Below are 17,347 nucleotides of genomic sequence, written 5' to 3'. Positions count from 1 at the left end.
ACGCCGGGCCGCGGAGCTCGGGTCACGCCTGGCGGCGCACCTCGACGACGCGGAAGCGGTTGGAGACGAAGGCGCCGTCGCACAGCGCCGCGTTCGCCGCCGGGTTGCCGCCCGAGCCGTGGAAGTCGGAGAACGCGGCCGTCTGGTTCACGTACACCCCGCCCGTCAGGTTGAGCGAGAGCTGCGCCGACTCCTCCAGGCAGATCTCCTCCACGGCCCGCTCGGTGTCGGCGGAGGTCGTGTACGCGCCGACCGTCATCGCGCCCTTGTCGCGGATCGTGCGCCGCAGCAGCTCCAGGCCGTCGGCGGTGGAGTCCACCGAGACGGCGAAGGAGACCGGGCCGAAGCACTCGGAGAGGTACGCGGCCTCCGCGTCCGGCTTCGAGCCGTCCAGCTTCACCATGACCGGGGTCCGGACGACCGCGTCCGGGAAGTCCGGGTTGGCGACCTCGCGGGAGGCGAGCGCCACCTCGCCGAGACCGGCGGCCGCCTCCAGGCGGGCCTTCACGTCCGGGTTGACCAGGGCGCCGAGCAGGGCGTTGGCCCGCGCGTCGTCGCCGAGGAGGCCGCCGACCGCGCCGGCCAGGTCGGCCACCACCTCGTCGTACGACTTGGGGCCCTGGTCGGTGGTGATGCCGTCCCGGGGGATCAGCAGGTTCTGCGGGGTGGTGCACATCTGGCCGCTGTACAGGGACAGCGAGAACGCCAGGTTGGACAGCATCCCCTTGTAGTCGTCGGTGGAGTCGATCAGCACCGTGTTGACGCCGGCCTTCTCCGTGTAGACCTGGGCCTGCCGGGCGTTGGCCTCCAGCCAGTCGCCGAACTCGGTGGAGCCGGTGTAGTCGATGATCCGGATCTCCGGGCGGACCGCCAGCGTCTTGGCGATGCCCTCGCCCGGGCGCTCGGTGGCCAGCGCCACCAGGTTCGGGTCGAAGCCGGACTCGGCGAGGACCTCGCGGGCGACCTTCACGGTCAGCGCCAGCGGGAGGACCGCGCGGGGGTGGGGCTTCACCAGGACCGCGTTGCCCGTGGCGAGCGAGGCGAACAGGCCCGGGTAGCCGTTCCACGTCGGGAAGGTGTTGCAGCCGATGACCAGGGCGACGCCGCGGCCGACCGGGGTGAACTCCTTGCTCAGCTCCAGCGGGTCCCGCTTGCCCTGCGGCTTGGACCAGGCGGCCCGGCCGGCGGGGGTGCGGGTCTGCTCCTCGTACGCGTACGCCACCGCCTCCAGACCGCGGTCCTGCGCGTGCGGGCCGCCGGCCTGGAACGCCATCATGAACGCCTGGCCGCTGGTGTGCATGACCGCGTGGGCGAACTCGTGGGTGCGGGCCGAGATCCGGGCCAGGATCTCCAGGCAGACCAGGGCGCGGGTCTCCGGACCGGCGTCGCGCCAGGCGGGCAGGCCGGCGCGCATCGCGGGCAGCAGCACGTCCACGTCCGCGTGCGGGTACTCGACGCCCAGCTCGGGGCCGTACGGCGACACCTCGCCGCCGGTCCAGCCGTCGGTGCCCGGCTGGTCGAGGTCGAAGCGGCCGTTCAGCACCGCCTGGTGGGCGGCGAGACCGGCGGCGGCGTCGAGCGAGCCGTCCGCCCCGTACGCCTTCGGGTGCTCCGGGTAGGGCGACCAGTAGGCACGGCTGCGGATGGTGGCGAGGGCCTGATCGAGCGTGGACCGGTGCTTCTCGGCCAGAACGTCGGTGGTCGGCTGGGCGGTGGCCATGGATGGACCAACTCCTCGTCGAGCTGGGCAGGGAGACGCGTACGGAGTTAGAGTAACCGAACGATCGGTCGGGACAAGGGGGTCCGTCGATCCTGTGGAAAACCGATCGGGGAGGATCACTCCTATGAGCGCCGGCAGCGAAGCGGACATGCGTGCCAACGGCACCGTCAGGGGGAGCGCCACCATGGACGAGGCAATCGGGCGGGACCGGACGGTCGCCGTCGTCGGCACCGGCACGATGGGCCAGGGGATCGCACAGGTGGCACTGGTCGCCGGCCACCCCGTACGCCTCTACGACAGCGCCCCCGGCCGGGCCGCCGAGGCCGTCGCCGCGATCGGCGCCCGCCTGGACCGGCTGGTCGAGAAGGGGCGGATGGCCGCCGCCGACCGCGAGACCGCCGCCGGCCGGCTGCACGCCGCCGAGGACCTGGCCGAGCTCGCCGACGCGGCCCTCGTCGTCGAGGCGATCGTCGAGGACCTGGAGGTCAAGCAGCGCCTCTTCGCCGACCTGGAGAAGGCCGTCGGCGACGACACCCTCCTCGCCACCAACACCTCCTCCCTCTCCGTCACCGCCATCGCCGGCCGGCTGCGGCTCCCCGGCCGCTTCGTCGGCCTGCACTTCTTCAACCCGGCGCCGCTGCTCCCCCTCGTCGAGGTCGTCCGCGGCTTCGCCACCGACGAGACCGCCGCCACGCGCGCGTACGAGACGGTCCTGGCCTGGGGCAAGACGCCGGTGCGCTGCGCCGACACCCCCGGCTTCATCGTCAACCGGATCGCCCGCCCCTTCTACGCGGAGGCGTTCCGCGTGTACGAGGAGGGCGGCGCCGACCCGGCCACCATCGACGCGGTGCTGCGCGAGTGCGGCGGCTTCCGGATGGGCCCCTTCGAGCTGACCGACCTGATCGGGCAGGACGTCAACGAGGCCGTGACCCGCTCCGTGTGGGACTCCTTCTTCCAGGACCCGAAGTTCACGCCGTCGCTGGCGCAGCGGCGGCTGGTCGAGTCGGGGCGGCTCGGCCGGAAGTCGGGCCACGGCTGGTTCCCGTACGCGGAGGGCGCGGAGCGGCCCGAGCCGCGCACCGAGGCGCCCGCGAAGGCGCCGGAGCGGATCACCGTCCGCGGCGACCTCGGGCCGGCCGAGGCGCTGGTGGGGCTGGTCGAGGAGGCGGGGATCGCCGTCCGGCGCAAGAAGGGCCAAGGGTTCATCCAGCTGCCGGCCGGTGTCGAGCTGGTGCTCGCGGACGGGGAGACCTCGTTCGAGTACCACCGTGAGGACATCGTCTCCTTCGACCTCGCGCTCGACTACGCGTCCGCCACCCGGATCGCGCTCTCCGCGCGTGAGGGCATCGCCCCCGACGCCCTGGCCGAGGCCGTGGGCCTCTTCCAGGCCCTGGGCAAGAAGGTGACCGTCGTCCGAGACCTGCCCGGCATGATCGTGGCCCGGACGGTCGCCATGCTCGCCGACCTCGCCGCCGACGCGGTCGCCCGCGGGGTGGCCTCCGCCGAGGACATCGACACGGCGATGCGGCTCGGGGTCAACTATCCGGCGGGCCCGCTGGAGTGGGCGCGGAAGGTCGGACACCGGCGGCTCGCCGCCCTGCTCGACGAGATGGACACGCGGTACCCGGGCGCCCGGTACACGCCGAGCCTGGCGCTGATGCGCCTGGGATACGCCGAGGCCGCCGAGGAGGAGCGATGACCACCGCCCGACGTGACACCTACACCCCCGAGACCCTGCTCTCCGTCGCGGTGCGGGTCTTCAACGAGCGCGGTTACGACGGCACGTCCATGGAGCACCTGTCCAAGGCGGCCGGGATCTCCAAGTCCTCGATCTACCACCACGTGGCGGGCAAGGAGGAGCTGCTGCGGCGGGCGGTCAGCCGGGCGCTGGACGGGCTCTTCGCGATCCTCGACGAGCCGGGCGCGGTGCGCGGCCGGGCGGTGGAGCGGGTCGAGTACGTGACCCGGCGGACCGTCGAGGTGCTGATAGCCGAGCTGCCGTACGTGACGCTGCTGCTGCGGGTGCGGGGCAACACCGCGACCGAGCGGTGGGCGATGGAGCGGCGCCGGGAGTTCGACCACCGGGTGGCCGAGCTGCTCGGGGCGGCCGCCGCCGAGGGCGATCTGCGCTCGGACGTGGACATCCGGCTCGCGACCCGGCTCCTCTTCGGCATGATCAACTCGCTGGTGGAGTGGTACCGGCCGCATCCGGACCAGGCGGAGCGCGACCAGCTCGCCGAGACCGTCGCCCACCTGGCCTTCGACGGGCTGCGGAAGGCCCGCTGAGGGCTCTGGCGGGCGTACGAGAGGGCCCCGGGGAACTTCCCGGGGCCCTCTCGTACTCTTCCGCGTGCGACGCCCTCAGGGCCTCGGGTCGGCGTTCAGGTCCATCTCGTCGAAGACGAGCAGGGTGCGGGTGGAGAGCACCTCCGGGATCGCCTGGAGGCGGGTGAGGACCAGTTCGCGCAGGGTGCGGTTGTCCGGGGTGTGGACCAGCAGCAGGACGTCGAAGTCGCCGCTGACCAGCGCGATGTGCGCGGCGCCGGGGAGCGCTTCGAGCTGTTCGCGGACCGTGCGCCAGGAGTTCTGGACGATCTTGAGCGTGATGTAGGCGGAGGCGCCGTGGCCGGCCCGCTCGTGGTTGATCCGGGCGCTGAAGCCGCGGATCACGCCGTCGTCGATGAGCCGGTTGATGCGGGCGTACGCGTTGGCCCGGGAGACGTGCACGCGCTCGGCGACGGAGCGCACCGAGGCGCGGCCGTCCGTCTGGAGCAGCCGCAGGATGTCCCGGTCTATCGCGTCCAGCGGGCGTGCCGGGGCGGCGTACGCCGGCGTGCCCGGGGGAGCGCTCAGCACCTCGCCCGCGGCGTCGCCCGTCGCGTCGTCCGGGGTCCCGCCCCGGGCGACGGCCATTTGTTCATCCGCCATGTCCCCCCGCCTCTCTCCGGTGGACGACCTGTCTCTATCCCAGGCTGTGGAGAACCGTTTGTCCACAGGCTGGAGGTGCCTGTAGCCAAAATGCCTCCACGACCGAACAATCGGTAGGTGAGGCGCGCCACACTCGCGCCACCCGCCTTCGGGTCTTATGCCCGCTCCCACGAGGAGGTGGACTCGTTGCAACAGCGCAGTTCGACAGTCCAGGAGCCGCTCGCCGACTCGGCCTACCGGCCCACCCCGCCGCCGGCCTGGCGTCCGCGGACCGACCCCGCACCGCTGCTGCCCGACGCCGAGCCGCTGCGCGTGCTCGGCACGGACGCGGTGGCCGACGCCGACCCCGCGCTGCTGCGCCGGCTCTACGCGGAGCTGGTCCGCGGGCGCCGGTACAACGCCCAGGCGACCGCCCTGACCAAGCAGGGCCGGCTCGCCGTCTACCCGTCCACCACCGGCCAGGAGGCGTGCGAGATCGCCGCCGCCCTCGCCCTGGAAGAGCGGGACTGGCTCTTCCCGTCGTACCGGGACACCCTCGCGGCGGTCGCCCGGGGCCTCGACCCCGTGCAGGCGCTGACCCTGCTGCGCGGCGACTGGCACACCGGCTACGACCCGCGCGAGTACCGCATCGCGCCGCTGTGCACCCCGCTCGCCACCCAGCTGCCGCACGCGGTGGGCCTCGCCCACGCGGCCCGGCTGAAGGGCGACGACGTGGTCGCGCTCGCCATGGTCGGCGACGGCGGCACCAGCGAGGGCGACTTCCACGAGGCGCTGAACTTCGCCGCCGTCTGGCAGGCGCCGGTGGTCTTCCTCGTGCAGAACAACGGCTTCGCGATCTCCGTGCCGCTCGCCAAGCAGACCGCCGCCCCCTCGCTCGCCCACAAGGCCGTCGGGTACGGCATGCCGGGCCGGCTGGTGGACGGCAACGACGCGGTCGCGGTGCACCAGGTCCTCACCGAGGCCGTGGCCCGCGCGCGGCGCGGCGGCGGACCGACCCTCGTGGAGGCGATCACCTACCGGATCGACGCCCACACCAACGCCGACGACGCCACCCGCTACCGCGCGGACGGCGAGGTCGAGACCTGGCGGGCGCACGACCCGGTGCTCCTCCTCGAACGGGAGCTGACCGAGCGCGGCCTGCTCGACGAGGAGGGCCGGCGGGCGGCGGCCGAGGCCGCGGAGACGATGGCGGCGGAGCTGCGCGAGCGGATGAACGCCGACCCGGTACTCGACCCGATGGACCTCTTCACCCACGTCTACGCCGAGCAGACCGCGCAGCTGCGCGAGCAGGCGGCGCAGCTGCGGGCCGAACTCGAAGCGGAGGGCGAGAGCCGATGACGACGGCGACGACCGGCGCGGCGGCCGCCAAGGCGGCGGGCCGGACCAAGCCGGCCACCATGGCACAGGCGCTCCAGCGCGCCATGCGCGACGCGATGGCCGAGGACCCGACCGTCCACGTGATGGGCGAGGACGTCGGCACCCTCGGCGGGGTCTTCCGGGTCACCGACGGGCTGGCCAAGGAGTTCGGCGAGGACCGCTGCACGGACACGCCGCTGGCCGAGGCGGGCATCCTCGGCACCGCCGTCGGCATGGCCATGTACGGCCTGCGGCCGGTGGTCGAGATGCAGTTCGACGCGTTCGCCTACCCGGCGTTCGAGCAGCTCGTCTCGCACGTGGCGCGGATGCGGAACCGGACGCGCGGCGCGATGCCGATGCCGATGGTGATCCGGGTGCCGTACGGCGGCGGGATCGGCGGCGTCGAGCACCACAGCGACTCCTCCGAGATCTACTACATGGCCACGCCCGGCCTGCACGTGGTCACCCCGGCGACCGTCGAGGACGCCTACGGGCTGCTGCGGGCGGCGATCGCCTCCGACGACCCGGTCGTCTTCCTGGAGCCCAAGCGGCTCTACTGGTCCAAGTCGGACTGGTCGCCCGAGGCCCCCGCGCGCGTGGAGCCGATCGGCAAGGCCGTGGTCCGCCGGCCCGGCACCAGCGCCACCCTGATCACCTACGGCCCCTCGCTGCCGGTCTGTCTGGAGGCGGCCGAGGCGGCCACCGCGGAGGGCTGGGACCTGGAGGTCGTGGACCTCCGCTCGCTCGTGCCCTTCGACGAGGAGACCGTCGCCGCGTCGGTGCGGCGCACCGGCCGCGCGGTCGTGGTGCACGAGTCCGGCGGCTTCGCCGGCCCGGGCGCGGAGATCGCCGCCCGGATCACCGAGCGCTGCTTCCACCACCTGGAGGCGCCGGTGCTGCGGGTCGCGGGCTTCGACATCCCGTACCCGCCGCCGATGCTGGAGCGGCACCACCTGCCGGGCGTCGACCGGGTCCTGGACGCGGTCGCGCGGCTCCAGTGGGAGGCGGGGAACTGATGGCCCAGGTCCTGGAGTTCAAGCTCCCCGACCTCGGTGAGGGACTCACCGAGGCCGAGATCGTCCGCTGGCTGGTGAACGTCGGCGACGTCGTCGCCATCGACCAGCCGGTCGTCGAGGTCGAGACCGCCAAGGCGATGGTCGAGGTGCCCTGCCCGTACGGGGGCGTGGTCACCGCCCGCTTCGGCGAGGAGGGCACCGAACTGCCCGTCGGCGCACCGCTCCTGACGGTCGCCGTCGGCGCCTCCGCCGGCACGGCTCCGGCCGCCGCGCCCGCGCCCGCGCCTGCCGCCGAGGCGGCGGAGGCCGCGTCCGCCGTCTCCTCGGAGTACTCGGGCAACGTCCTCGTCGGCTACGGCACGGCGGGCCCCGCGGCCCGGCGCCGCCGGATCCGCCCCCAGTCCCCGGCCGTCGCGCACCCCACGCCGAACGCGACGACGGCCGGTCCCCCCACGACGGCCGGCCCCCTCGCCGGGGCCGGTACCGTCGCGGCGGCCGCCGCCGCGGTGGCCGTCCCCGAGGGGCCCGTCGCGGTCATCTCCCCGCTCGTGCGGAAGCTCGCCCGCGACCGGGGCCTCGACCTGCGGGAGGTGCGCGGCTCGGGCCCCGAGGGGCTGATCCTGCGCGCCGACGTCGAGCGGGCCCTCGCCGCCCGCGAGACGCCCGCCGTGGCGGCCCCGGCCGCCGCCCCCGCCACGGGCACCGCCCCGGCCGGGGAGCGGATCCCGCTGCGCGGGGTGCGCGGAGCCGTCGCCGACAAGCTCTCCCGCAGCCGCACCGAGATCCCCGACGCGACCTGCTGGGTGGACGCCGACGCCACCGAACTCATGGCGGCGCGGGCGGCGATGAACGCGGCGGGCGGGCCGAAGATCTCGCTCCTCGCGCTCCTCGCCCGGATCTGCGTCCACGCCCTGGCCCGCTTCCCCGAGCTGAACTCGACCGTGGACACGGCCGCCCGCGAGATCGTCCGGCTCCCCGGGGTGCACCTCGGCTTCGCCGCGCAGACCCCGCGCGGGCTCGTCGTCCCCGTGGTCAGGGACGCCGGGACCCGGACCGCCGAGTCGCTGACCGAGGAGTTCGCCCGGCTCACCGAGTCGGCCCGGCAGGGCACCCTCACCCCGGCCGACCTCACCGGCGGCACCTTCACCCTCAACAACTACGGGGTGTTCGGGGTGGACGGCTCCACGCCGATCATCAACCACCCCGAAGCGGCGATGCTCGGCGTCGGCCGGATCATCCCCAAGCCCTGGGTCCACCAGGGCGAACTGGCCGTCCGTCAGGTGGTGCAGCTCTCGCTCACCTTCGACCACCGGGTCTGCGACGGCGGCACGGCCGGCGGCTTCCTGCGGTACGTCGCGGACTGCGTCGAGCAGCCCGCGGTGCTGCTGCGCACCGTCTGAGCCGACGACCACCGGCCCGGCCGGCCCCCTGGTGACTGCAGGCCCGGCAGGCCCCGGTGACCGCAGGCCGGCTGGCCCCGGCCCGTCTCACCAGGAGACCGGCCGGGGCGCCGGCGGCCGCCGGCGGACCATACTGCTGGGGTGACCACCGCATACGACGCCGTCGTGCTCGCCGGGGGCGCCGCGCGGCGCCTCGGCGGCGTGGACAAGCCCGGGGTACGGGTCGGCGGCCTGGCCCTGCTCGACCGGGTGCTCGGCGCCTGCGCCGGGGCCCGCCGGACCGTGGTCGTCGGCGACCCCCGCCCGACCGTCCGGCCCGTCCGCTGGACCCGTGAGCAGCGGATCGGCACGGGCCCCGTGGCCGCCCTCGACGCCGGAGCCCAGGCGCTCCAGACCCCGGAGCCGGTCCCGGCGGAGCAGGACCCCGGGGTCCTGCTCGTCCTCTCCGCCGATCTGCCGTTCCTCGGCGGGGCGACCGTCGGCCGGCTCCTCGCCGCGCTCGACGCCGCGCCGGACGCCGAGGCCGCGCTCCTCACCGACGCCGACGGGCGCGACCAGCCGCTCGTCGCCGTCTACCGCGCCGGACCGCTGCGCCGCGCGCTCGACGGGCTGCGGCACGCCCACCGCGGCCTCGACCACCTTCCCCTCCGGGACCTCACCGGCGGGCTCCGGTTCGTCCGCGTCCCGGTCGGCCCGGACGAGCCGGCGGCCTCCTTCGACTGCGACACCTGGGAGGACATCGCCACGGCCCGGGCCCGCATCAGGGACCATGGAGCCGTGCTGGACGAATGGATCACCGCAGTCAAGACCGAACTGGGCCTCGACCTGGACGTCGACACCGGCGTCCTGCTCGACCTGGCCCGCGACGCCGCACACGGCGTCGCCCGCCCCGCCGCGCCGCTGACGACCTTCCTCGTCGGCTACGCCGCGGCGAAGGCCGCCGAGGACGGGACGGCCCCCGCCGACGCGGTCGCCGAGGCCGCCCGCAAGGCCGCCGCGCTCGCCCAGCGATGGGCGGCCGAACAGGACGAGGCCGGATGACCCACGGGCACCACCGCGCCACCCCCTGGCCCGAGGCCCGCGCCCGCGCCGCCCGCGCCGGAGCCGAGGCCCGGGCGGCCGCGGGCCGCCCGCCCGTCCGCGTACCGCTCGGGCAGGCCCTCGGCCGGACCCTCGCAGAACCGCTGCGGGCCCTCACCGACCTGCCCTCCTTCGACAGCTCCGCCATGGACGGCTGGGCGGTCGCGGGACCGGGCCCCTGGACCGTGCGCGAGGAGTCGGTCCTCGCCGGGCACGCCGGGGCCGCCGCCCTCGCCCCCGGCGAGGCGGTGCGGATCGCCACCGGCGCCCGCGTCCCCGCCGGCGCCACCGCCGTCGTCCGCAGCGAGCACGCGCGCACGGAGGCTCCGGCGGGCTCCCCGGCGGACTCCCCAGCCGACTCTCCGGTGGACCCCCCGGCGGACTCCCCAGCCGGCTCTCCGGTGGGCCCCCCGGCGGACTCCCCGGCCGGAACGGTTCTGCTGCACCCCCTCCGTGCGGTCGTGACCGGGCAGGACATCCGCCCCCGGGGCCAGGAGTGCCGCGCCGGCGACGAGCTGCTGCCCGCCGGCACCGTCGTCGGCCCGGCCGTGCTCGGCCTCGCGGCCGCCGCCGGCTACGACGAGCCCGCCGTGCTGCCCCGCCCCCGGGTGGAGATCCTCGTCCTCGGCGACGAGCTGCTCACCTCCGGACTCCCCCGCGACGGCCTCATCCGGGACGCGCTCGGCCCGATGCTCGGCCCCTGGCTGACGGCGCTCGGCGCCGAGGTCCTGGCGACGCGCCGGATCGGCGACGACGCGGAGGCCCTGTACGACGCCGTCACGGGCTCCGCCGCCGAACTCGTCGTCACCACCGGCGGCACCGCCGCCGGGCCCGTGGACCACGTCCACCGGGTCCTCGACAAGGCCGGCGCCACCCTCCTCGTCGACGGCGTGAAGGTCCGCCCCGGCCACCCCATGCTGCTCGCCCGGCTCGACCCCGGACGCCACCTCGTCGGCCTGCCGGGCAACCCCCTCGCCGCCGTCTCCGGCCTCCTCACGCTCGCCGCGCCTCTTCTCGCGGCCCTCACCGAAGAGCCGGCCGCAGCCGCCGAGGCCCCCCGCGCGCCCGTCCACGACGCCGTCCAGGGCCATCCGTACGACACCCGTCTCGTCCCCGTCGTCCACCGGGACGGAACCGCCGTGCCCCTGCACTACAACGGGCCCGCCATGCTGCGCGGCATCGCCGCCGCCGACGCCATGGCCGTCGTCCCGCCCGGCGGCGCCGAGCCCGGCCGGCGGCTCGAACTGCTCGCCCTGCCCCGGCCGACCGAGACGCCGTCCGCCCAAGGAGCATGTTTCACGTGAAACTTCCCAGCCGTGACGTCATGGCCCGCCATGCCGACGAAAAGGTCACCGGCGCGCGGATCCATCTGCCCAGCCGGAGCGTGGACCCGCTCCGCCAGGTCGGCCGGCGCCTCCTGATGGCCCTCGGGGTCCTCTTCCTGACCGTCCTCATCGTCTACGCCGACCGGGACGGCTACCACGACAACGCCAACGGGACGGTCGACTTCCTCGACGCCGCCTACTACGCGACCGTCACCCTCTCCACCACCGGATACGGCGACATCGTCCCGTTCAGCGACTCCGCTCGGCTCGTCAACATCCTGGTGATCACGCCGCTGCGCGTGCTCTTCCTGATCATCCTGGTCGGCACCACCCTCGAGGTCCTCACGGAACGGACCCGCGAGGAGTTCCGCCTCAAGAAGTGGAGGTCCCACTTGCGCGACCACACCGTGATCGTCGGCTTCGGCACCAAGGGACGATCCGCGATCCAGACCCTCTGCGCCACCGGTCTCCGCAAGGACCAGATCGTCATCGTCGACCCCTCCGGCAAGGTCATCGAGGCGGCCAACCTCGACGGCTTCGTCGGCGTCGTCGGCGACGGCACCCGCAGCGACGTGCTGCTCCGGGCAGAGGTGCAGAAGGCCCGCCAGGTCGTCATCGCCACCCAGCGCGACGACACCGCCGTCCTGGTCACCCTGACCGCCCGCCAGCTCAACCGGGGCGCGAAGATCGTCGCCGCCGTCCGGGAGGAGGAGAACGCGCCGCTGCTCCGCCAGTCCGGCGCCGACGCGGTCATCACCAGCGCCTCCGCCGCCGGCCGCCTGCTCGGCCTCTCCGTGCTCAGCCCCAGCGCGGGCACGGTCATGGAGGACCTCATCCAGCAGGGCTCCGGCCTCGACCTCGTCGAGCGCCCGGTGACCAAGGCCGAGGCCGGCCGGAGCGTCCGCGAGACCGACGACCTGGTGGTGAGCGTGCTGCGCGGCCACCGGCTGCTCGGCTACGACGACCCGCAGGCCAGCCCGCTCCAGCTCACCGACCGGGTCATCACCATCGTGCGGGCCGCCCCGGTCACCCCGCTTACCACACCCCCGGAGGACTGAGCACTCCCCGCCGGCCCCGGAGTAGCCTCGCCGCCATGCATGCGATCACGATTCCGGAACCCGGTGGTCCCGAGGCCCTCGTCTGGGCCGAGGTGCCCGATCCCGTGCCCGGCGAGGGCGAGGTCCTCGTCGAGGTGGTGGCCAGCGCCGTCAACCGCGCCGACGTCCTCCAGCGGCAGGGCTTCTACGACCCGCCGCCCGGCACCTCGCCCCACCCCGGCCTGGAGTGCTCCGGGCGGATCACCGCCCTCGGCCCCGGCGTCTCCGGCTGGTCGGTCGGCGACGAGGTCTGCGCGCTGCTCGTCGGCGGCGGCTACGCCCAGCGGGTGGCCGTCCCGGCCGGCCAGCTGCTGCCGGTCCCGAAGGGCGTCGACCTGGCCACGGCCGCCGCGCTCCCCGAGGTGGCCTGCACGGTCTGGTCCAACATCTTCATGATCGCCCACCTGCGGCCCGGCGAGACGCTGCTCGTGCACGGCGGGGCCAGCGGCATCGGCACGATGGCGATCCAGCTGGCCAAGGCGGTCGGCGCGAAGGTCGCGGTCACCGCCGGCAGCCCGGAGAAGCTGGCCCGCTGCGCCGAACTCGGCGCGGACGTCCTGATCGACTACCGCACCCAGGACTTCGTCGAGGAGCTCCGCACGGCCACGGACGGCGCGGGCGCGGACGTCATCCTCGACATCATGGGCGCCAAGTACCTGGACCGGAACGTGCGGGCCCTCGCGTTCAACGGCCGCCTCGTGATCATCGGCCTCCAGGGCGGCGTCAAGGGCGAGCTGAACCTCGGGGCGCTGCTCGCCAAGCGGGCCGCCGTGATGGCGACGACCCTGCGCGCCCGACCGCTCCAGGAGAAGGCGGCGATCGTCGCGGCCGTCCGCGAGCACGTCTGGCCGCTGGTCGAGGGCGGCACGGTCCGCCCGGTCGTCGACCGGACGCTGCCGATGCAGGAGGCCGCCGAGGCCCACCGCGTCCTGGAGTCCGGCGCGCACGTCGGCAAGGTGCTGCTGCTCGCGCCGTAGCCGCCGCACGGAACGCGAAAGGGCCCGGCGCGTCCGAAGCGCCGGGCCCTTCCCTCGTACGACCGCCCTACAGGTACGGCCCCGAGCCGACCGCGCGGCCGTGGCCGCGGCCACCGCCCTCGTCGTCATCGTCGTGCGAGACACCGGGCGGCAGGGCCCGGCGCATCTGCTCCAACTGGGCGCGGGCCGCCATCTGCTGGGCGAACAGCGCGGTCTGGATGCCGTGGAAGAGTCCCTCCAGCCACCCCACCAACTGGGCCTGCGCGATCCGCAGTTCCGCCTCGGAGGGGATAGCCTCGTCGGTGAACGGCAGCGAGAGGCGCTCCAGTTCCTCCACCAGCTCCGGCGCGAGGCCGTCCTCCAGCTCCTTCACCGAGCTGGCGTGGATCTCCTTCAGCCGGACCCGGCTGGCCTCGTCGAGAGGTGCCGCCCGAACTTCCTCCAGAAGCTGCTTGATCATGCTGCCGATCCGCATGACCTTCGCAGGCTGCTCGACCATTTCCGTCACCGGGACCTCGCGGGGTTCGTCGTCGCCCTGGGCGCCGCCGAGAGCCATTCCGTCCTGTCCCACGATGAGGACCTGCGGGCTCTCCGGCGACCTGTCATTCCTCGGCATCTCCATGCCGCCATTCTCTCGCACACATGCTTCACCACCAGGTGTGCCCGGGGAGGAGGGTGATCCACCCTCCTCCCCGGGCACGGTCACGGCACGGAAAGGTGTCAGGTCGCCGCGCGGCGGGCGACGGCCCCCTTCGAACGGGTCACCAGCGCGGCGAGCAGGGCGGCGCCGAGCGGGACGGCGACGAGCAGGGCCGCCAGGGTCTCCCAGGGCACCACGATCGGCACGTACGGCGGGGTGAGGTCGCCGCCCCAGCCCTCCGCGACGGTCTGCTCGTGGTAGCGGATCTGCTCGCGCTCCTCGGTGAGCCGCAAGCCCACGGCGGGCAGCAGACCGGCGACGGAGCCGAGGACGACGCCCATCGCGGCGACCACCCCGCACTGGAAGCCGCTGAGGGTGCGGCGGACGCGCGGCGGGGCGCCGACGGCGGCGAGCGTCTTCAGATCGGCCTCGGCGTCGGCCTGGGCCAGACCGGTGGCGATGCCGGCGGCGCCGATGGTGACCAGGCCGGCGAAGACGGTCAGCGCGAGCAGGAAGATGCTGTCGTCGGAGACGTACCCCTCCTCGATGACGAGGTCGATCCCGGCGCCGATCCCGGCCAGTTCGGCGTCGAGCTTCTGGCGCTGCTCGGTGTCGGGCAGCCGGTCGGTGCTGAAGTAGGCGCCGACCGGGGCGGTGCCGAGTCCGGCGGCCTTCGCGGTCGCGGGCGTCATCAGCACCTGGAGGCCGTAGGTCTTCGTCCCGGACTTCACCAGGTGGGCGGGGACCGAGACGACCTTGCCCGGGGCGGGCTTGTTCTCCATCGACGCCTTCTCGGCGGCCTTCGTGTCGGTGATCTGCTTGACGCCGATGGTGCCGTCCGTGGCGACCAGCGCCCGCTGGAAGGTGACGGCCTTTCCGGCCGCGAGGGCCTCGGCGGCGCCGGGGGCGTCGATGCCGAGCACCTTCAGGAGGCGGGCGTCGCCGACGAGGAGACCGCCGTCGACGTAGACGCCGCCGCCCTCCTCCTGCTTGCAGCGCCAGTCGTCGCGCATCATCGTGCGCCGCTGTTCGGGGGTGTACTTCAGCGAGGGGTCGCTGCCGTCGGTCGTCGGCGCCCACATCGGGCAGACGTGGGCGGGCGGCACCATCACCTCGTAGCGCCCGCAGCCGGGGCCCTCGCCCCAGGCGGAGCAGCCGGGCTTGCCGACGGCGATGCGGGAGACGTCGGCGCGGGTGTCGACGGACATGTGGCGCTGGACGGTGTCGGCGACGGCGCGGACGTCCCGGCCGCCCTCCTCCATCTGGAAGAAGGAGACGGCGCCGTGCGGCAGCCGCGGGGTGTACTCGGCGCGGTACTGGGCGTCGGTGCTCGCCGAGTACGTGACGACGGCGACGGTGCCGGCGACGGCGGCGAGGACGGCGGCGACCGCGGGAGCCGTACGGCCCCGGTTGCGGACGGCGTCGCGGAGCGCGAGCCGCGGCGAGAGCGGCAGCCAGCGCCCGGTCCGCCCGAAGAGCCCGACCAGGGCGGGGGTCATGGCGACCACGCCCAGCTCGGCGATGGCGGAGCCGCCGGCGACGATGACGAACTGGTCGCTGAAGACGGAGCCGTAGAGGGCGATCGCCCCGCCGAGGAGCAGCGCGATCAGACCGAGGACGGGCAGCACCCGGCTGGTGGAGCGGACGCCGCGGCGGCCGGTGAGCGAGGCGAGCACGGTCTGCCGGGAGGCGGTGACCGCCGGGACGACGGCGGCGAGCAGGCCGGTGAGGACGGCGAGCAGGGCGATGCCGAGGAGTTCCAGCGGCCGCACGTCGAAGGCGCCGAACCGCTGCCCCAGGTAGTCCTCCAGGAGCGGCTGGAGGGCCAGGGTGAGGACCAGGGCGAGGACCGTGCCGACGACGGCGGCGGAGACGCCGATGACGAGGCCGCCGCTGAGCACGATGGCGCGGATGTGGCTGCGGGCGCCGCCGTTGGCGCCGACCAGGCCGAGCTGACGGCGGGAGCGGCGGGCGCCGACCGCGAAGGCGGGGCCGGCGAGCAGGCAGATCTCCAGCATCGCCAGGCCGACGACGGTGGCGAGGGAGGCGAGCAGCATGGCGTCGGCGCCGTCGCTGGACCCGTAGTCGCCCCAGCCGGACCGCTGGTAGAACGGGACCTCGGAGTCGGCGGGCGGGTCGAGCAGGACGGCCCGGGAGACGACGAGGACGCCCTTGGTGTTGATCTCCTTCACGGTGTTCCACGTGAAACCACCGGCGCGCTGCACCAGGTAGGTGGTGCCGGCGCCGGGGCCGGGCGCGCCGGCCTTCTCGGCGGCCTTCGCGTACGGGGCGAGGAACGCGCCGGGCAGGGCGGTGATCTGCGCGGTCGTCAGGGTGTCGGGCAGCTCGTAGGAGCCCACGATCCGGTACGGCCGGTCGAAATTGCGAGCGGAAACGGTCGAGCCGATCGAGAGGCCGCTGCGCTCCAGGAAGGCGGAGGTGGCGATCACCTCGTCGGCCTTCTTCGGATAGCGGCCGTCGAGGAGGGTGGTGATGCCCTTCGCGATCGGATCGTCCGCCTTCAGCTCGCGGACGTCGGTCTGGAGCAGGCCGTGCACGGTGGTCAGCTTGGCGCCGCCCACGGTGTCGGTGATCCAGCGGGAGCCGGCCGGGATGACCTTGGTCGGGTCGGTGGTGCCGCTGGGCCAGGGCGTGTTCTCGTCGTCCTGTTCCGGGACGGAGTTGTCGCCCTGCGGGGTCTGGAAGAGGGGGACGCCGCCGAAGCCGGCGTCGCGGAAGGCGGCGTCGGCGGTGCCGATGGACCGCTCCAGCCGTTCGGAGACGGAGAGTTCGGCGCTGCGGATGGTGAGGTCGGCGGCGCTGACGCCCAGGATGGGCAGGGCGATCATCGCGAGGACGAGCGAGCTGCGGCCCTTGGCGCGCCAGGCGTCGCGGCGGGCGATGCGGACGGCCGCCCGCCAGGAGTGGAGCCAGGTCTTCACGCCTCCGCCACCCGGCCCGTCAGGAGGGAGTCGGCGTCGCTGCGCACGGTCTGGTCGACGATGGCGCCGTCGCGCAGGAAGACGACGCGGTCGGCCCAGGCGGCGAAGCGCGGTTCGTGGGTGACGAGGACGCCGGCGGCGCCCGCGTCGCAGCGGGAGCGGAGCAGGGCGAGGACGGACTCGCCGGTCTCGGAGTCGAGGGCGCCGGTGGGCTCGTCGGCGAGGACGAGGCGGCGGTCGCCGACGAGGGCGCGGGCGATGGCGACGCGCTGCTGCTGCCCGCCGGACATCTCGTCGGGGAACCGGTCGGCGAGGTGGCCGAGCCCCATCTCCTCCAGCGCGGCGAGGGCTTCGACCCGCGCCTTGCGGGCGGACATCCCGTCGAGCTCGCGCGGCAGGGAGACGTTCTCGGCGGCGGTCAGCGCCGGGATGAGGTTGTAGTCCTGGAAGACGTAGCCGATGCTGCGGCGGCGCAGGGCGGCGAGCTCCTTGAGCCCGGCGGTGGTGATGTCGGTGCCCTCGACGATCACCTGGCCGGAGCTGGGGGTGTCGAGGCCGCCGGCGATGGTGAGCAGCGTGGACTTGCCGGAGCCGGACGGCCCCATGACGGCGACGAGTTCGCCGGGGTGCACGTCGAGGTCGATGCCGCGCAGGGCGTGCACCTCGGTGGCGCCGGACCCGTGGACCCGGGTCAGGTTGTGCAGGCGCAGCACGGGCTGCGCGGCGGGCGGTGTGGACATGGCGGGTCCCCCTAGGCGTGCGCGGAGAACGCACGGTGAGCGGTGTGATGGAAGAACAGAGACGGTCGTACGGGGGCGCGGGCCCCGGGTCAGCGGGCCCGGCCCACGGCCCCGCCCCCCGGCCCC

The 17,347-nt window shown here is 74.5% G+C and carries 14 protein-coding genes; 9 read left to right on the top strand and 5 right to left on the bottom strand.

The window, feature by feature from the left end:
* Positions 1-22 precede the first annotated feature (22 nt).
* Entirely contained in the window at positions 23-1,720 is a 1,698-nt protein-coding gene (gene paaN / locus IF73_RS0102730; protein ID WP_031003010.1) for a phenylacetic acid degradation protein PaaN, read from the bottom strand.
* Between the two features lie 148 nt (positions 1,721-1,868).
* On the opposite strand from paaN, the gene IF73_RS0102725 reads away from it, so the two are divergent.
* Positions 1,869-3,419 (top strand): 3-hydroxyacyl-CoA dehydrogenase, encoded by a 1,551-nt coding sequence (locus IF73_RS0102725; RefSeq protein WP_199806608.1) that lies wholly within the window; start codon positions 1,869-1,871, stop codon positions 3,417-3,419.
* Positions 3,416-4,006: a TetR/AcrR family transcriptional regulator gene (locus IF73_RS0102720; RefSeq protein ID WP_031003006.1), complete on the top strand. Its 591-nt coding sequence runs from the start codon at positions 3,416-3,418 to the stop codon at positions 4,004-4,006. The genes IF73_RS0102725 and IF73_RS0102720 overlap by 4 nt, the downstream gene beginning before the upstream one ends.
* Before the next feature lie 75 nt (positions 4,007-4,081).
* Here IF73_RS0102720 and IF73_RS0102715 read toward each other — a convergent pair whose 3' ends face one another.
* Positions 4,082-4,648 (bottom strand): Lrp/AsnC family transcriptional regulator, encoded by a 567-nt coding sequence (locus IF73_RS0102715; RefSeq protein ID WP_199806605.1) that lies wholly within the window; start codon positions 4,646-4,648, stop codon positions 4,082-4,084.
* A 186-nt stretch (positions 4,649-4,834) separates the two neighbouring features.
* On the opposite strand from IF73_RS0102715, the gene pdhA reads away from it, so the two are divergent.
* The 7 genes from pdhA to IF73_RS0102680 all read left to right on the top strand — a co-directional run bounded on the left by pdhA (position 4,835) and on the right by IF73_RS0102680 (position 12,899).
* Entirely contained in the window at positions 4,835-5,986 is a 1,152-nt protein-coding gene (pdhA, locus tag IF73_RS0102710; RefSeq protein WP_386723645.1) for a pyruvate dehydrogenase (acetyl-transferring) E1 component subunit alpha, read from the top strand.
* A complete protein-coding gene (locus tag IF73_RS0102705) occupies positions 5,983-7,020 on the top strand; it encodes an alpha-ketoacid dehydrogenase subunit beta (protein WP_031003001.1) in 1,038 nt (345 codons plus the stop codon). Before pdhA ends, IF73_RS0102705 begins: the two co-directional genes overlap by 4 nt.
* Positions 7,020-8,420: a dihydrolipoamide acetyltransferase family protein gene (locus IF73_RS0102700; protein WP_031002999.1), complete on the top strand. Its 1,401-nt coding sequence runs from the start codon at positions 7,020-7,022 to the stop codon at positions 8,418-8,420. Before IF73_RS0102705 ends, IF73_RS0102700 begins: the two co-directional genes overlap by 1 nt.
* A gap of 141 nt (positions 8,421-8,561) precedes the next feature.
* The gene (locus tag IF73_RS42820) at positions 8,562-9,461 is read left to right on the top strand and encodes a DUF6457 domain-containing protein (protein ID WP_031002997.1); all 900 of its coding nucleotides are present in this window, start codon (positions 8,562-8,564) and stop codon (positions 9,459-9,461) included.
* Positions 9,458-10,804 (top strand): molybdopterin-binding protein, encoded by a 1,347-nt coding sequence (locus IF73_RS39290; protein ID WP_051716491.1) that lies wholly within the window; start codon positions 9,458-9,460, stop codon positions 10,802-10,804. The genes IF73_RS42820 and IF73_RS39290 overlap by 4 nt, the downstream gene beginning before the upstream one ends.
* Complete coding sequence (locus IF73_RS0102685) at positions 10,792-11,883, top strand: potassium channel family protein (RefSeq protein ID WP_031002994.1); 1,092 nt, start codon at positions 10,792-10,794, stop codon at positions 11,881-11,883. Before IF73_RS39290 ends, IF73_RS0102685 begins: the two co-directional genes overlap by 13 nt.
* 35 nt (positions 11,884-11,918) lie before the next feature.
* Positions 11,919-12,899 (top strand): NAD(P)H-quinone oxidoreductase, encoded by a 981-nt coding sequence (locus IF73_RS0102680; protein WP_031002993.1) that lies wholly within the window; start codon positions 11,919-11,921, stop codon positions 12,897-12,899.
* Between the two features lie 67 nt (positions 12,900-12,966).
* Here the strand turns inward: IF73_RS0102680 and IF73_RS0102675 are convergent, their stop codons facing one another.
* The 3 genes from IF73_RS0102675 to IF73_RS0102665 all read right to left on the bottom strand — a co-directional run bounded on the left by IF73_RS0102675 (position 12,967) and on the right by IF73_RS0102665 (position 17,221).
* The gene (locus tag IF73_RS0102675; protein WP_031002992.1) at positions 12,967-13,521 is read right to left on the bottom strand and encodes a bacterial proteasome activator family protein; all 555 of its coding nucleotides are present in this window, start codon (positions 13,519-13,521) and stop codon (positions 12,967-12,969) included.
* Between the two features lie 98 nt (positions 13,522-13,619).
* Entirely contained in the window at positions 13,620-16,481 is a 2,862-nt protein-coding gene (locus tag IF73_RS0102670) for an FtsX-like permease family protein (RefSeq protein WP_031002990.1), read from the bottom strand.
* The gene (locus tag IF73_RS0102665; protein ID WP_031002988.1) at positions 16,478-17,221 is read right to left on the bottom strand and encodes an ABC transporter ATP-binding protein; all 744 of its coding nucleotides are present in this window, start codon (positions 17,219-17,221) and stop codon (positions 16,478-16,480) included. The genes IF73_RS0102670 and IF73_RS0102665 overlap by 4 nt, the downstream gene beginning before the upstream one ends.
* Positions 17,222-17,347: the final 126 nt, after the last annotated feature.

The sequence above is a fragment of the Streptomyces sp. NRRL F-5727 genome, assembly GCF_000719555.1.
Classification (GTDB): Bacteria; Actinomycetota; Actinomycetes; order Streptomycetales; family Streptomycetaceae; genus Streptomyces.
This window is presented reverse-complemented; position numbering and strand designations above follow the sequence as displayed.